This window comes from Natrinema sp. DC36, from assembly GCF_020405225.1.
In the GTDB taxonomy this organism is placed as follows: Archaea; Halobacteriota; Halobacteria; order Halobacteriales; family Natrialbaceae; genus Natrinema.
In genome coordinates this window covers 1,226,309-1,241,195 of sequence record NZ_CP084472.1, presented here as the reverse complement: position 1 = coordinate 1,241,195, position 14,887 = coordinate 1,226,309, and the positions used below count along the sequence as shown (strand labels likewise).

General features: G+C 63.6%; 13 protein-coding genes. 5 read left to right on the top strand and 8 right to left on the bottom strand.

The window, feature by feature from the left end; translation table 11 throughout:
• Window positions 1-146 precede the first annotated feature (146 nt).
• Window positions 147-926, top strand: a complete 780-nt coding sequence (locus LDH74_RS06745; RefSeq protein ID WP_226041751.1) for a DUF2270 domain-containing protein — start codon at window positions 147-149, stop codon at window positions 924-926.
• A 17-nt stretch (window positions 927-943) separates the two neighbouring features.
• Here LDH74_RS06745 and LDH74_RS06740 read toward each other — a convergent pair whose 3' ends face one another.
• From LDH74_RS06740 to LDH74_RS06720, 5 genes are all read right to left on the bottom strand, one after another.
• Window positions 944-2,119 carry an AI-2E family transporter gene (locus LDH74_RS06740; RefSeq protein WP_226041750.1) on the bottom strand — a complete coding sequence of 392 codons (1,176 nt, stop codon included), beginning with the start codon at window positions 2,117-2,119 and terminating at the stop codon, window positions 944-946.
• 398 nt (window positions 2,120-2,517) lie between these two features.
• On the bottom strand, window positions 2,518-3,855 hold the full coding sequence (gene hmgB / locus LDH74_RS06735; protein ID WP_226041749.1) for a hydroxymethylglutaryl-CoA synthase: 1,338 nt from the start codon (window positions 3,853-3,855) through the stop codon (window positions 2,518-2,520).
• Window positions 3,856-3,970: 115 nt separating this feature from the next.
• The gene (locus tag LDH74_RS06730; RefSeq protein WP_226041748.1) at window positions 3,971-6,064 is read right to left on the bottom strand and encodes a hypothetical protein; all 2,094 of its coding nucleotides are present in this window, start codon (window positions 6,062-6,064) and stop codon (window positions 3,971-3,973) included.
• A 99-nt stretch (window positions 6,065-6,163) separates the two neighbouring features.
• On the bottom strand, window positions 6,164-6,742 hold the full coding sequence (locus LDH74_RS06725) for a DUF2150 family protein (RefSeq protein ID WP_226041747.1): 579 nt from the start codon (window positions 6,740-6,742) through the stop codon (window positions 6,164-6,166).
• A gap of 169 nt (window positions 6,743-6,911) precedes the next feature.
• Window positions 6,912-7,763 (bottom strand): TatD family hydrolase, encoded by an 852-nt coding sequence (locus LDH74_RS06720; RefSeq protein WP_226041746.1) that lies wholly within the window; start codon window positions 7,761-7,763, stop codon window positions 6,912-6,914.
• Window positions 7,764-8,029: 266 nt separating this feature from the next.
• Here LDH74_RS06720 and LDH74_RS06715 point away from each other — a divergent pair, with 266 nt between their 5' ends.
• Window positions 8,030-9,601: a Na+/H+ antiporter NhaC family protein gene (locus LDH74_RS06715; protein ID WP_226041745.1), complete on the top strand. Its 1,572-nt coding sequence runs from the start codon at window positions 8,030-8,032 to the stop codon at window positions 9,599-9,601.
• Window positions 9,598-9,870: a TRAM domain-containing protein gene (locus LDH74_RS06710; RefSeq protein WP_226041744.1), complete on the top strand. Its 273-nt coding sequence runs from the start codon at window positions 9,598-9,600 to the stop codon at window positions 9,868-9,870. Before LDH74_RS06715 ends, LDH74_RS06710 begins: the two co-directional genes overlap by 4 nt.
• Before the next feature lie 51 nt (window positions 9,871-9,921).
• Here LDH74_RS06710 and LDH74_RS06705 read toward each other — a convergent pair whose 3' ends face one another.
• Window positions 9,922-10,392, bottom strand: a complete 471-nt coding sequence (locus LDH74_RS06705; RefSeq protein WP_226041743.1) for an NYN domain-containing protein — start codon at window positions 10,390-10,392, stop codon at window positions 9,922-9,924.
• 226 nt (window positions 10,393-10,618) lie between these two features.
• The gene (locus tag LDH74_RS06700) at window positions 10,619-12,100 is read right to left on the bottom strand and encodes an aldehyde dehydrogenase family protein (RefSeq protein WP_226041742.1); all 1,482 of its coding nucleotides are present in this window, start codon (window positions 12,098-12,100) and stop codon (window positions 10,619-10,621) included.
• 299 nt (window positions 12,101-12,399) lie between these two features.
• On the opposite strand from LDH74_RS06700, the gene gcvT reads away from it, so the two are divergent.
• Both gcvT and gcvH read left to right on the top strand, forming a co-directional pair.
• On the top strand, window positions 12,400-13,497 hold the full coding sequence (gene gcvT, locus LDH74_RS06695) for a glycine cleavage system aminomethyltransferase GcvT (RefSeq protein WP_226041741.1): 1,098 nt from the start codon (window positions 12,400-12,402) through the stop codon (window positions 13,495-13,497).
• The gene (gene gcvH, locus LDH74_RS06690) at window positions 13,497-13,880 is read left to right on the top strand and encodes a glycine cleavage system protein GcvH (RefSeq protein ID WP_226041740.1); all 384 of its coding nucleotides are present in this window, start codon (window positions 13,497-13,499) and stop codon (window positions 13,878-13,880) included. The genes gcvT and gcvH overlap by 1 nt, the downstream gene beginning before the upstream one ends.
• 112 nt (window positions 13,881-13,992) lie before the next feature.
• Here the strand turns inward: gcvH and LDH74_RS06685 are convergent, their stop codons facing one another.
• Window positions 13,993-14,703, bottom strand: a complete 711-nt coding sequence (locus LDH74_RS06685; protein WP_098726969.1) for a helix-turn-helix domain-containing protein — start codon at window positions 14,701-14,703, stop codon at window positions 13,993-13,995.
• Between the last annotated feature and the right edge of the window lie 184 nt (window positions 14,704-14,887).

Here is a 14,887-nt window from a genome sequence, read left to right as displayed (position 1 = left end):
TTCGATCCGAGACACGATACACGTCTCTAGCGGGCACGGGGTTATGAACGCACTCGTTTCGGACTGACGGGCCGGTCGTCGCCGTCTCCGCCACCCTGCAGGCGCTACACGGACCACTATACAAGACGCCGGTGTCGGAGGGTCGCATGGTCGACGCAGGCGACGAGACACGTGCGGACGATAGCGAGACCCGAGACGGGGAACTCGAGGGAGACGGCGGGGAGGAACGGGACGCTCGAGACGGTCCGCTCGATCCCGGGGACCAGGAGATCGGGGCGGCGGCCGCGGCCGACACCGACTCGCTGCTCGGCGTGCTCCCTCACTTCTATCGCGGGGAGGTCAGTCAGGCCAACAGCGCGCAGGATCGGATCGATCGGACGACCGACTGGGCGATTACGCTCCTCGCCGCGTTGCTCTCGATCGTCTTCTCGAGTCGGAATATGCCTGCCTTCCTGCTCCTGATCGGAATGTTCGTCCTCTCGATCTTCCTGTTTTACGAGGTCCGCCGCTACCGGTTCTACGACCACTGGCGCGCCCGCGTCCGGTTCATTCAGGAGAACGTGTTCGCGAACGCCTTCGAGCCCGTCGGCGTCGAACATCCGGCCTGGCGCGAGGAACTGAGCGATGATCTCCGGAACCCGACGTTCAAGGTATCGACTCGAGAGGCCCTCTCTCGGCGTATTCGTCGCGTGTACGGGCTCCTGTTCACGGTGGCAGGGGTCGGCTGGGCGTTCAAAGTCACGATGTTTACCCCGGAGCAGCAGTGGACGGAAGCCGCCGAGTTACCGGGGATTCACGGTGCGGTCGTTGCGGCAGTTCTCGGCCTCTTCTTCGTGAGCGTGATCGTACTCGGACTGTGGCCCGGGGGACGGAAGGCGAAAGGAGAGATTCACGGCGTAAAATCCGGCGAGTGGAAGAACGAGTAGCGATGTCGGTAGTTCGATTACGAGTCGGAACGCGAGTTATCGCCCGGATCAGTCGCTGATTCAACACCCGCGCCCTCGTCCGACTCGGTCGCGGATTCCGGTTCGCTGGCCGGCTCCCCGGGGCCATCCCCTCTTCCCTCGCCTTCGGTGACGGCCCCGGCTATCGGTTGATCGGTACGCGCTCGAGCGAAGCAATCGAGGGTGAGTTTCGCGCCGCCGAGGACGACCGGCCCGATGAACAGCCCGACGGCACCGAAGACGATGAGGCCGCCGAAGATCCCCACGACGACGATAGCGGAGTTGAAGGCGCTGGTCCGACCGATCAGCGCGGGACGCAGGTACGAATCCGAGAAGGTGACGAGCAGTCCGTAGACGGCCATCGCCGCGCCGGCTGTCGGCCGCCCTATCGCGACCAGGTAGGCCGCCGCGGGGATCCAGATCCCGAACGCGCCGACGAGCGGGAGCAGCGTCAGGACGAACGTCGCGACGGTGAGGAAAACGACTGCGGGGACGCCGGCGATCGCCAGCCCGACCCCGAGCATCACCGCCTGAATGGCCGCGACAGCGACGTTTCCGACGACAGAGGCCCACATGAGCTGATCCAGTCCCGTGCGAAGTTCGTCCGTAATCTCGTCGTCGATCGGCAACACCCACTGGAACCACGCGACGAGTCGGTCCCCATCCCGCAAGAGGGCGAAGAGGACGAACAGCGTTACCGTCAGTCCGATGAACATACTCGGCAAACTACCGACAAGACCGATCGCTCCCGACGTGACTTCCTGGATGCCGGCCGCGATTCGACCCTGATTCGATTCGTACAGATCGACGAGATCGACCGCGTAGCCGTTGGTCTCGAGTATTCCCTCGACCGTCTCGACGTCGATTTCGCCCTGCCTGATCGAGCGGACCAGCCGAAGCGACTGTCGAACCGCGACCGAGATGACGTAGATGAGCGGGATCAGGACGACGAGTAACGTCCCGATCACCACCGCAATCGCTGCGAACGTCGGTCTGATGTACTGCTCGAGCCGTCGCTGGACGGGCAGCAGAATGTACGCGAGAACGACGCCGAACAGGACGTACTGGAGATACGGGAGGAGGACGAACAGTGCGAGGAAACCACTGAGCAGCGCGAGCGCGGTCAAGCCGGGTCGCTCGACGATCCAGTCCGGAGGATCGGGACTGTCTGGCATGTCCGGGTATGCAATACCCCTATAAATTAGTCCACTGATACGATATGCAACCCGTTTGATTTCCAAGAACTCTGGAACAACTCACAGACCATCTTTATGCCCCTTAACGAAAGCTCAGTTCAGGGGAAGGAGTGAACGCCTCGAGCATCCGCGAGCGAAGCGAGCGGTTCACCGCCGAAGCGGACGAAGTCCGCAGAGGCGGCCTTTTTAGCGTAGATTTTTGCGCCCAACGAGGGACGCGAGGCGTCCCTCGAGCCGTGCGAGCGGGCCGAAGGCCCGCGAGCAGAGAGCGGTTCCGAGCGAAGTCGTTCGAACGGCGCGAAGCGTCTTTCGTGATGACGAGAAACCTACGGTTTCTCGAACCACGAGGAATCCCGAGGCGGAAAAAGGTACGTAGGCTACTCCACGTACCGATACTTCCGCTCGCCCATACGGCCCCAGCCGTCGAAGACGAACTCCTCGGTGGGCGTCGTGAACTCCTCGACATCGACGTCCATCTCGTGGTTGTGAGCGTCGTGGATCTCCTCGTAGTCCTCCCACGACATCTCGTAGCGATCCGCGAGCTGTTCGTCGACGTTCAGGGCGTCGATCTCCTCGGCCCACCCCTCCCGAATCGTCTCGGAATGGATCTCCGCCTGTGCGCCGCTGCCGTAGGAACCGATGAGCATCTTTTCGCCGGTCATCTCCCGGCCCTGCTCTCGAGCGTGTTTGAGGGCGCTCGCGCGGGCGACGTGGACGGAGCCCGTGTACCAGTTGCCGACCTCGCGGGCGATGGTCAGGGTCGGATCGATCGTCGTGTCGTACCACTCCGCGTAGCGGTCGGTGTCCTTGAGAAGGTCCATGTACTCCCGGAGCGCGTCACGGTACTCCTCGTCGGAGTCGAACGCCTCGGGTCGGGGTTGCCGACCGATTTCCTCGGCCAGTTCGTCCTCGATTTCCGTGTTCCGGGTGATGTGGCGGAACGCGAGTAACGCCGCCTTCCGGACCATGCCCGGGAACGGCGTGTGGAACGGCGCGTAGACGAAGTCTTCCTCGTGGACCTCGCCCGCGACGCTCTCGTAGTCCTCGAGGGCCTCGCGCATCCGTGCGAGGTAGACCTGCACGGAGCGTTTGCCGTCGACGGACGGGAACTGCTGGTTGGGCTTGAGGAAGTCCGTCTCGTCGGCCGAGCCATAGCCCTGCTCGGCGGAGAGTTCGACGAGGTTCGGATCCTCGCTGATAAGCATCGCGACGGCCCCGGCCCCCTGGGTTGCCTCGCCGTCGTCACCGCGCGCGTAGAGTGCGGTGTCGGTCGCGATGACCAGCGCCGAGCGGCCGCGATTGCGGCCCGCGCGGATCCAGTTGTAGGCGTCGTCTAGACTCTGCGTCCCCGCGATACAGGCGAACTTCCGCTCGCCCTTGTTCGCGTGATGGAAGTCGTCGTCGTACACCTGCTCGAGGCAGCCAGCGACGTACGTCGAAACCGGCTTCGAGTTGTCGAAGGCGCTCTCGGTTGCGACATCGATTCGACCGATATCGGCCGGCTCGAGTCCTTTCCGTTCCATCAGTCGGTGGGCAGCGTTCGCCCCCATCGTGACGATGTCCTCGTAGCTATCGGGGAACGAACTCGCGTTGAGCCCGAGCCCTTTCGTGTATTTTTCCGGGTCTTCGCCCTTCTCCGGGGCAAACGTGCCGGGAAGGTCCAGCTTGAGGTTCCCGGTCCAGATCTCGACGGCGTCGATACCGACTGCAGTCATGTCTCGTCAATACAGGTGATGATACAAGGTATTGTCGTTCGGCATTTCGTCACCTGTCGAACTCCTGCTCCACCGGATCCCGCAGTCCCATCGCGAGTAACCAAGTCGGTCGAGATTAGCCCGGATTGTCGTCGTACCACCGATCGACGACGGCACCGTCCGAATCGAAGACGAGGAGCGTGATTTCGTACGCGTCGCCACCGGTCCCGCCGCCGGGTTCGTGTACGAACTGGCCGTCTGCGTCCGGTTGCTCTGCGATTTCGGTCGCCCACGCGTTGTCGAGATTTCGGAACTCCGCCCAGACGGTTCCAAGAGTTGACGAACTGTCGACGGTGTAGTCAGCGGTGTACCTCGATTGACCGTTGTTTCCGTTGTCCGTAACGGACACCGACTGGAACTGCGGGCTCGTTGACGCGCCCAGATCGTCGTTGGCAGTCGGATTGGTTCCGTCGGCCGTATCACCGAACGACCGGCTGTCGACCAGCACCCCGTCGGTATCGTACACGCGAAGTTCGATTCCGAACTCGTCGTCGATCGAATTCCCGGAGAACTCGAGTCGACCGCGGGGGTCGGTCGCAGTCTCGGTCGTGATCGCACCGCTATCGCGGTTCTTGAAGCTGACCTCGACTCGGTCGAACTCGTCTCGGTTTCCGACATCGTAGGAGACGAAGTAACGCGCGGAGTTGTCGTTCGGCTGACTCCAGTCGTCGACGCGACTTCCGTTCAGTCGCGGACTCGTCGATGACGATAAGTCGTCGTCTGCGTCCGGATTCGCGCCATCCGCCGTGTCCGTCTCGTTCCTCGTGTCGATTACGTTCCCATTGGTGTCGAACGCCGTTATCGTGATCGTATACGAGTCTCCGCCGGATCCACCCTCGCTGTACTCGACGGTCCCACGAGGGTCGGATCGATTCTCGACCGTCGTCGTTCCGCCATCGATATTGTCGAACTCGATCTGGACGTGATCGAACGACTCCGCACTTACGTTGTACGAAACGGCGTACTGAGCGACGTTGTTGGTCGTGTCGTCCGTGATCGCCCACGAGATTCCGTCCGTTTCGGAACCGGGACCTTCGTCCGGCGGCCTCACGTCAATGACAATCGTATCACTGACACCACCGCTCGAAACGAATAGATCAATCGTGCCGTTCCCGTCGGCGATAACGTCTACGATACCGTCCTCGCTAGATTCACTGAAGGTGTCGACCGTCACGCCGTCGCTCGTCGTATAAGCGAAATCGAACGCAGCTGCTTGCGCGGTTGCCGTGGCCGAGAACGTTGCTGTCGTTCCAGCCACGAAGAAATAATCACAGCTCTCAGCGTCGTCACACTGCTCCACGTTCTCAGAGGGTTCATCGAACGAAACGTCGTAACTGCCACCCGTCCGGTAATCGTTGCCAGTACGTTCGGTACCAATAGCGAAATTTTTGTCTGAACTTCCCCCGTTCCCGACGCCGACTCGAGCGATATCGAGTTCGAATTTTTCTTCTAGGACGATCGATGCGGTTCCGTTTCCGCTGCCTGCTTCGTCGTATCTAGCTCCCTCGGTCGACTCAAGTTCGACCTTCCATCGCTCCGGACTTTCGGTCGGTACCGTGATTCTGGAGCCGGCTTCGAGTGTCGTTGTTCGAACCGGATCGAGGGATTCGACGGGAACCGACACAGTTCCCGAACTCCGTTCCTGTAGACTGCCATCGAGAAGCGTAAGCGTGATCCGTTCACTCCCGATCAGTTGTTGGCTCCCGACTGAAACGTTCGCCCGCTCGAACTGATTGTACAGTAGCGAGTGTTCGAGTATAGTTCGGGGTGCGTTGCGGTACTCGTTGTAGTTGGGCTCGTAGACGAGAAACCGAGTTTCGTACTCGTCCGTTTCGTTCCCCGAAACGATCGTTACGTTGGATTCCGGTCGGATAGTTTCGATTGTCCCACTCGGGTCAGGCGGATTCATTGAGAACGTTCGAGTCGGATACTGCGTCCCGAGTGTGACCGATACAGACTGTGAGTTCCCTGTTGTGCCTGCGTTTCGGATCGCGTTCCGCAACTCCTGCATCTCGTCGTGAACGTTCTGGTTGTGCTCGCTCTCGATCGCCCCGTTCTCAGCGGGGACGACATTGACCTGATAGAGCACGAGTGCGGCGAAGACGATCGCGAGCATCAGCACCGCCCCGATCTGGACGGTCACTGCGCGCTCGTCTCTCCGCAATGACATAGCCGAGGATAGTCGTGATAACGTAAACGTCTGGTGGCTACGGAACGGCGAATCTGTCGGTCAAAACAAACCTGCCGCTCGAGCGGCTGCGCGTGCTCGTTACTCGTCTTCTTCGACGACTTCGGGATCGCTCATCGCGCTCTGGAGGCTGTCGAGGCCGTTGATCCACTCCGTGACCAGTCCGTACTCGAGGTCCTCGGCGACGGTCATGTCGAGCTCGTTGCCGTCGATGATGAGCGTCCCCGCCTGGGCCGCGTAGCCGAGTGCGGCATCGAGATCCTCTTCGGCCTCGGCGTCGGCCGCGGCACCGAGGTAGTCGCCGACGCTGCCTTCGTCGGCAGGTCCGTTGGCGACGTACTCCTCGGCCGCGAAGAAGACGCAGACCAGACTCGTCTGGACGCCGTCGACGAGGATCAGCTTCTCCTCGTCTTCGATATCGACCTCGCTAAGAACGATTTCGCGGACGTCCGCGATCTCTCCGAGCGCATCCTCCTGATCGAGTTCGTCGTCGTCGTAGGCGGCGACGATCTTCGCGATCGCGATCGCCGTGTCGTCCTGCAGATTGAGCAGGAGCCGCGCCGACGATTCGTCCTCCGGATCGATGTCTTCGTCTTTGATTCGACCGATCCAGTTCTGCCAGCGTTCCTCCGAGTAGAACTCGGTCGGGGGATTGCTCATACAGACACCTACACCGGCCGCTTGAAATGCCTTTCTCTACACTAGCCGCCGCGAGTGAATGTTTAGTGGGACCGAACGAACGCGCAATACCCGCCTACAGCCGCTTTAGTGGTCCAGATACGACGTTTACTGCTGTTAGTTCCCCGAACGATCGAAACGTAATCAGCGATTACTCCGTTCGCTCGAGCGTCGCTTCCGTGTCGATCCCGTAGACTCGCTTCGGCGTCTCGACGTGGGCGATCCGAACCGCGGTATCGTGACCGTTCTCGAGCAACCACCGAACCCGCCGCGGGACCGTCTTGGGTCCGAGCACCGCTCCCGGCCGGTCCGGGTCGTCGATGTAGTCGGTTTCCATCAGGAACGGCTCGCCGCGCTCGGCCGCGGTCTCGAGGCGATCCTTCTCGCTCATCACGCTCGGCGTCGGCCCCTCGAGGCGGCCGCCCGCGTAGTGTTTGACGACGCGGTGGGCCGGCATGCCGGCGGCTTCGGCCCACTCCGCGACCGCGGTCATGTCCTCGCTGGCCTCGGCGTGGAGCTGGACGGCACACTCGAGGTCGGCTCCGTGCTCGAACGCGCGGCGCATGACCTCGTTCGAGGCGTCCCAGACGTCGTCGTCGACCTCGTAGTGTGGCCGGCCGGATTTCAGCGCCAGCGCCTCACCCGACTCGACGTACTCGGCCGCGACGTCGATCCCGGCCTGCATGAGGTCGCGAGCGTCCTCGGGCGCGAACCCGCGCTCATCGACCAGCCGCGAAACGAGGCCGGGGTGAACGCCGAGGACGGGCCACGCTCGGCCCGCGAGTTCGCTCGAGGCCTCGTCGACGATTTCGACGGTGCGCTCGAAGACCTCGCGGAAGTCCTCGCCGGTCTCGGCCTCGACGCCGAGATGCCAGGAGGGTTTGTTCACCACGAGCAGGTGGGTGCCGCCGAGGCGGGCGAAGTCGCGAACGGCGTCGATACCGCGGTGGTTGTCCGGATCGAGATGGAGGTGGTCGTCCAGGACCGGCGTCTCGTCGATCATAGACGCTACTGGGCGGTCCGCGCTGGAAAAATCTCCGACTTCCGCGGAGTGTAGCGGTGGTCGCGCGACGGCCACTGAAAGATCGATCGATGACCCATCGAGATCCGAGTGGAATTCGATCGAAATTCGACAGGTAAATCACAACCTTCGGCCGTACTGAGTAAAGGATTGATACTGATCGACCGTCGAATTGGACGATTCTGTCAACAATAGTTATTATGACCCATCCAAATAATGAGAATGTGTCACAGTATGAGTGATCGAGTATGAGTGCGAACGGAGAGTCGCCGTCCGACGAGGGTCCGGCCGACCAGTTCATCGGCGGCGAGACCGAGAGCGGTCCGACGGTCGAGTTCTACGGCGGCCGCGGGATGAGCGCGTTCCCGATCGCGTTTTTCATCCTCTGGGCCATCGTTCAGACCGCACTCTGGCGAATCGGCGATACCGGCGGTCTCATCGTCGGCATCCTGGTCGGACTGATCCTCGGGATGTTCTTCGTTCGGGGGAACTGGCAGTCCTACGCCAACACGATCTTCGAGGGGATGACCCAGCCCGTCGCGGTGACGGCGATCGTGGCGTGGATCTGGGCCGGCATGTTCGCCCAACTCCTGCAGGACGGCGGCTTCGTCGGCGGGCTGGTCTGGCTGGCCGACTCCGCCGGCGTCGGCGCGGCGCTGTTCCCGGCGATCACGTTCGTCCTCGCCGCCGTCTTCACGACGGGGATCGGGACGGGGTACGGCTCGAGCGTCGCCTTCGTCGGCCTCTTCTTCCCGGCCGGCGTCTTGCTCGGTGCGAACCCCATCTTGCTGTTCGGCGCGATCCTCTCGGGGGCGATCTTCGGCGACAACCTCGCGCCCGTCAGCGACACGACGATCGTCAGTGCCGTCACGCAGGACGCCGACATCGGCGGCGTCGTCGCCTCGCGGTTCAAGTACGTCATCGTCGCCGCCGTCATCGCCTTCGTCGGCTACGTCGTCGCCGGCGGGATGATGGGGGGCCTCGAGATCGGCGCGGAGGCCCAAGAGATCTTCCTCGAGAGCAGCGAGGCCCTCGGCCTCGTCCACGTGATCTCGATGCTGGCCGTGATCGGTGCGGCCGTCGCCGGCCGCCACATCGTCGAGGCGATCTCGTGGGGGATCGTCATCGCGATCGCCTTCAACCTCGTCTTCGGTCTGGCGGGCCTCGGCGAGATCGTCATGTTCAACGCGCCCGAGGACGCGCCGCTGGCCCAGCCGCTCGAGTCCCTGCCGATCCTCACGATCGTCGAGGATCCCGACGCGGTCGGCGTCGGCGGGAGCCTGATGGACGGCGTGGCGGGATTCCTCGAGCTATCGATCCTCGTCCTCCTGATCATCGGCGCGGCCCAGATCATGATCCGCGGCGGCGCGTTCGAGGTGCTTCTCGAGTGGTCCATCGAAAACCTCGCGACGAACGTCCGTAACGCCGAACTCACGATGGTCGGCACCGCGGCGCTGATCAACGCGATCATCACGATCAACACCGCCGCCGAGGTCGCGATCGGACCTTACATTTCGAAGATCGGCGAGCGGTTCAACCTGAACGGCTACCGCCGGGCGAACATCTTGGACGGCCAGACCGCCGCCATGGGCTACATCTTCCCGTGGTCCGGCGGCGTCCTCGCCGCCTACGGTGCGATGCAACAACTGCCCGGTGACTACGAGTGGTTCGAGCAGTCGATGATCGTTACGCCGATCGACGTCGTCCCGTACGTCTTTCAAGGATGGCTGTTGGTCGCCGTCTTCGTCGTCGCCGCGCTGACCGGCTTCGGCCGCGAGTACGTGACCGACCGCGAGACCGAGGAGGTGGCTCGCGTATGAGCCTCCTCGGAAAGTACTTCAAAGGCTGGCGGTTCCGCACGTCGCGGCCCGCCCTCGAGCAGGGAAGCGAAATCGATGTCTTCATCGCGGAGTCGAACGGCACGTCGGGCCGCGCCTACATCGGCGACACCGAACTGATCGTCGAGGGTGCCGGGCCGGACTGCGTCGAGAAGCAAGTGCGGGTCCGCGTCACGGAGTTCGACGAGGCTGCCGCGAGCGGTCGCGGCGAGTTCGTCGAGGTCGTCGGCGAGAGCTCCTACGACGGGTAGCTCATCGCAAAATCCGCGGGAGACTTCGTTTTCAGCGATTCGAGAGTCGTCTCACGGCTCGAGCGTGACCGCTTCGTCGGCCGCGTTCCGAAGCGCGTCGGAGCGGCCGTGCGTCCCCGGCGCGATCGCGATCGTCTCTACGCCGACGGTGCCCGCGTACTCGAGGACGGGTTTGAAGTCGGTATCTCTCGAGGCGATGGCGAGCCGATCGATGGTGCCGTCGCCCGCGAGCGCGGTCGCGTCGACGGCGAGTTTGACGTCGACGTCGCCGCTGGTGACGATCACTTCGAAGCCGCGGGCTTCGGCGGCCTGAATGAGGCCAGGAGTAGCGTGCTCGTCGAGATAGAGTCGGATGACGCCGACGCGGCCGAGTTCGCGGGCCGCGTCCCGCAGGTCGTCGAGATCGACGTCGAACTCGTCGCGGAAGACGTTCGGCCCGTCGACGAAGAGGCCCACCGACGGCTCGGTAGGGGGCTGTCGGTCGCCGGAACGGGCGAATCGGGCGCGAACGCGGTCGAACATACCCGTGTTTTCCGCGGCCGTGAGATAGATGTGACGAAACGCCGTGTGGATCTTCGAACGGAATCTCTGACGGAAAGGGGATGGGAACGAAGCGTTCTGCTATCGCGTTACCGGTGAGGACTACATCCTCCCCAGCCGATTCAATCACTCCTCACGGTTCCCGTTGGTCACCGTTCGCTTTCGAGGCCTCACTCTGTTCGGCCTTGCACCGCTCGCTATCGTTCGATCACTCGAAGACGAAGTAGTCCCGTTCCTCGCCCTGGACCGAGATCCACTTCGGCTCGGTGAGTTCCCGGACGATCCACTCGCCGTGGTACCGGCCGAGACCCGATTGCTTGACTCCGCCGAAGGGGGCGTTGTGGTCCTCGTTGATCGGCTGATCGTTGATGTGGACCATGCCCGCCTCGATTCGATCGGCGAGATCGCGGGCGCGATCCACGTCCTCGCAGAAGACCGAGGCCGAGAGGCCGTACTCGGTGTCGTTGGCCAGTTCGATGGCCTCCTCGTCGTCCGAGAACGGAATCACGGGTGCGACGGGACCGAAGTGCTCGTTGCACGCCGTCGGCATGTCGTTCGTACAGTCCGAGAGGACGGTCGGCTCGACGAACAGGCCGTCGGCCTCGCCGCCCGTCTCGAGGGTGGCACCCGCCTCGAGCGTCCCGTCGATGAACTCGACCAGCTCGTCGCGCTGGGTCTCGTTCTGGACCGGGCCGAACGTCACGTCTTCGTTCTCGGAGGGATCACCGATCACGAGCGACTCCGCGTGGTCGGCGAGCAGGTCGACGTACTCGTCGTACAGCGACTCGTGAACGAGGTGGCGGTTGATCGAGATACAGACCTGTCCCTGATGGAAGAACGAGCCGAACGCGCCGGCGCGTGCGGCCCGCTCGAGGTCGGCCTCGTCGGTGACGACGAACGGCGCGTTACCGCCGAGCTCGAGGGCGGGCAGCGCGAGGCTCTCGCCGGCGTTTTCGGCGACGCCTTTGCCGACGGCCGTCGAGCCGGTAAAGGAGATGACGCGCGGCGTCGGGTGGCCGGTCATCCGATCGCCGATCGCCGAGCCGCGGCCGGTGACGACGTTGACGACGCCGTCGGGAACGCCGGCGGCCTCGCAGAGCTTCGCGATGAGCAGCCCGCCGGTAATCGGGGTGTCCGTCGCCGGCTTCAGGACGACGGTGTTACCCAGCGCGATCGCGGGTGCGAGGGCCCGAAGCGAGAGGTGCAGCGGGAAGTTCCACGGCGAGATGATACCGACGACGCCGACGGGTTCGTGGACGATGTGATTGTCCTTGTCCTCGATCGACGAGGACGGCCGGACCTCCTCCGCTGGCGGCTCGAGCTCCAGCGCCATCTCCACGTCGCCGGTCGCGGTCGCGAACTCGCCCATCGCGCGGTAGCCCGGGGTGCCGGCCTCCGTCGCGAGTAGGCCGGCGATCTCCTCGAAGCGCGCGTTGAGTTCGTCCAGCAGGTTCTGGACGATCTCGTTGCGCTCCTCTCGAGGGGTCGCCGCCCAGTCGGACTGGGCGGCCTCGGCCGCCTCGTAGGCGGCGTCGACGTCGTCTTCGGTTCCCGCCGGTACTTCCGTAAACACTTCCTGTTTTGCCGGGTTCTCCACGGGAATCGTCTCGCCGCCGGTGGCGTCACGCCACTCGCCGTCGATGTACAGTTGGTTCCAATCGGCCCGTGGCTCGAGTTTCGGAGAACTCATACGGCGATATCTACGTTAGTTTTAGGCATATACCTTCGGCAACCGGAGACGATAGTCCGTGCTGTTGTAACGACAAACGGTTACGAAAACGAGGTGGGTGACCGGCCTCGACGAGCGGTGACCCGCGTTCGCAAACCGGACGTTTGGTACCGAAAGTGGACGCTGAAACGATTTGCGCGAAGATCACGCGGACGTCATGCGATCAGCTGTGCAGTAACTGTCAGTGGCTACGATACCGGTATCGCCAGCGAGTCCGACCGACGAAAAGACATTACTACTCCGCGGCAGATATTCCGAGTATGCCGCTTCAGACGCCGCCGTTACGTGGGTTACACGACGAGCGCGGAGCGAAGTTCACGGAGTTTGGCGGCTGGGATATGCCGGTCGAGTTCGATTCGATTCGGACCGAGCACGCCGCCGTTCGGGAAGACGTCGGGGTCTTCGACGTCTCGCACATGGGCCAGATCCACGTCACCGGTCCGGACGCGACGGAGTTGATGCGACGCCTGACGTCGAACGACGTCTCCCGACTCGCGGTCGGCGACTCCCAGTACGCCGCGATCACCGACGAGGACGGGATCATCATCGACGACACCGTCGTCTATCGACTCCCCGATGAGGGCGGGCAGGCGACGTACCTGTTCGTCCCCAACGCCGGCACCGACGAGACGACCCACGAACGGTGGCGTAGCTACCGCAACGAGTGGGACCTCGAGGCGACCGTCGACAACCGGACCGACGAGTACGCGATGTTCGCCGTACAGGGCCCGGACGCCGTCGATCTGGTCGAGGGCGTCACCGAGGAGTCCGTGAGCGACCTCGAGCGGTTCGAAGCCCGGTACGCGACGATCGCCGGGATCGACTGCTGGACCGCCCGGACGGGCTACACCGGCGAGGACGGGTTCGAGGTGATCGTCCCCTGGGCGGCGGCAGAGGAGATCTGGACGGCGCTGGACTGCCAACCCTGCGGGCTCGGCGCGCGCGACACGCTCCGTATCGAGGCCGGCTTTCTCCTCGCCGGCCAGGAATTCGACGCGGACACCGATCCGCGGACGCCGTACGAGGCCGGCATCGGCTTTACCGTCGCCCTCGAGACCGATTTCGTCGGCCGAGACGCCCTGGCGGAGATCGAGGCGGCGGGCGTCGAGGAGCGACTCGTCGGCTTCCAGTTGATCGATCGCGGCGTTCCTCGCCACGGCTACGACATCACCACGACGGAGAGTCGCGTCATCGGGACCGTCACCAGCGGGACGATGAGTCCGACCCTCGAGCGGCCGATCGGCCTCGGCTACGTGCCGGTCGAGTACGCCGAACCGGGGACGACGCTGCAGGTGGTCGTCCGCGGCCAATCGAAGAAAGCAAGAGTTGAAACCACACCCTTCATCGACACAGTATAATGAGCTTCGACGTTCCCGACGATAGACGGTACCTGGAATCGCACGAGTGGGCGCTCGAGACCGACGGCGTCGTCCGCGTGGGCATCTCCGACTTCGCACAGGACGAACTCGGCGACGTGGTCTTCGTCGAACTCCCAGACGAGGGCGACGAGCTCGAGCAGGGGAGCGAGTTCGGCGTCGTCGAATCGATCAAAGCGGTCTCAGACCTCTACGCGCCCGTCGGCGGCGAAGTCGTCGCGATCAACGACGAGCTGTTCGACGCCCCCGAACTCGTCAACGAGGACCCCTTCGGCGAGGGCTGGATGCTCGAGATCGAGGCCGACGATCCCGACGAACTCGGGGCCCTCCTCGCCGCTGACGAATACGAGAATCAGATCGCCTGAACGAAGCTTCGATAACGGATCCGTTTTAGCGACTATCCAATCTTTCGAGAACACCAGACGACCGCCCCGAAATCGTCGACTGAGCAGTCGCTCACACGACGGAATAGGGGTGCTATTCGAGCGTCACGAGGTGCTCGAGCACGTCGTCGAGCGGCGCCGACGTGACGGCCAGCGAGTAGCCGTCGATTCGCGCGAGTTCCCGCGCGTGGTCCCAGAGGTCCTCCTCCTCGAGTCCGTGGAGGATCACGGCGTTCGGCGTCGGGTTGATCATCCGGAGGGCGATGCCGACGCCCTCCCCGCGCGTGACGTTGGTGAACACGAGCACGCGGCTCGTGCTCTGCCCGTAGAGCCGAAAGAACTCCTCGCTCGAGAGGCGGGTGATGGCCTCGATGCTGTCGATGACCGTGTGGCCGCTGACCTGATCGGTGCCGCTCGAGGCCACTTCGGTCGCCTCGAGGTCGTCGTACAGCCGCGTGAGGGGAAGCGAGGTGGCGTACTCCCGGAGGTCGTAGACGATATCGCTGTCGAAGCCCGCTGAGAGGACCCGACCGTACTGTCTGATACGCTCGCCGCCGCGTTGCTCGTCGATCTCGAGCAATCCCTCGACGAGTCGGCCGACGACGCCGATGCCGGGACTCTCCCGGCGGCCGCTCTCGTAGTCGGAGATGACCGACGACGAGACGTCGAGTTCGGCCGCGAGATCTGTCTGTGAGACGCTGAAGTCGGTGCGCCACTTCCGTAGCGTGGCCCCGGGATCCTCGCTCAACGTGATCTCCCCGGCGATTTTCTCCGCGAGTTCCCGTTTCGGTCCGCGTCCGCTCATATGCGACGGTCACGCGGTCGATCCAAGTAGCTACCGGAGACGGGTCGATCGCTCGGCCAGCGGAGTCGGCAAGGAGTGCCCGCGTCGCCGATCGATCAGCTGGACCGGCGAGCGATAGCAGCAATCGGCCGACGACGATAGCGGCTCGAGCGCCCCAACAGTCAAGCCCCCGCGGTTCGAGTCG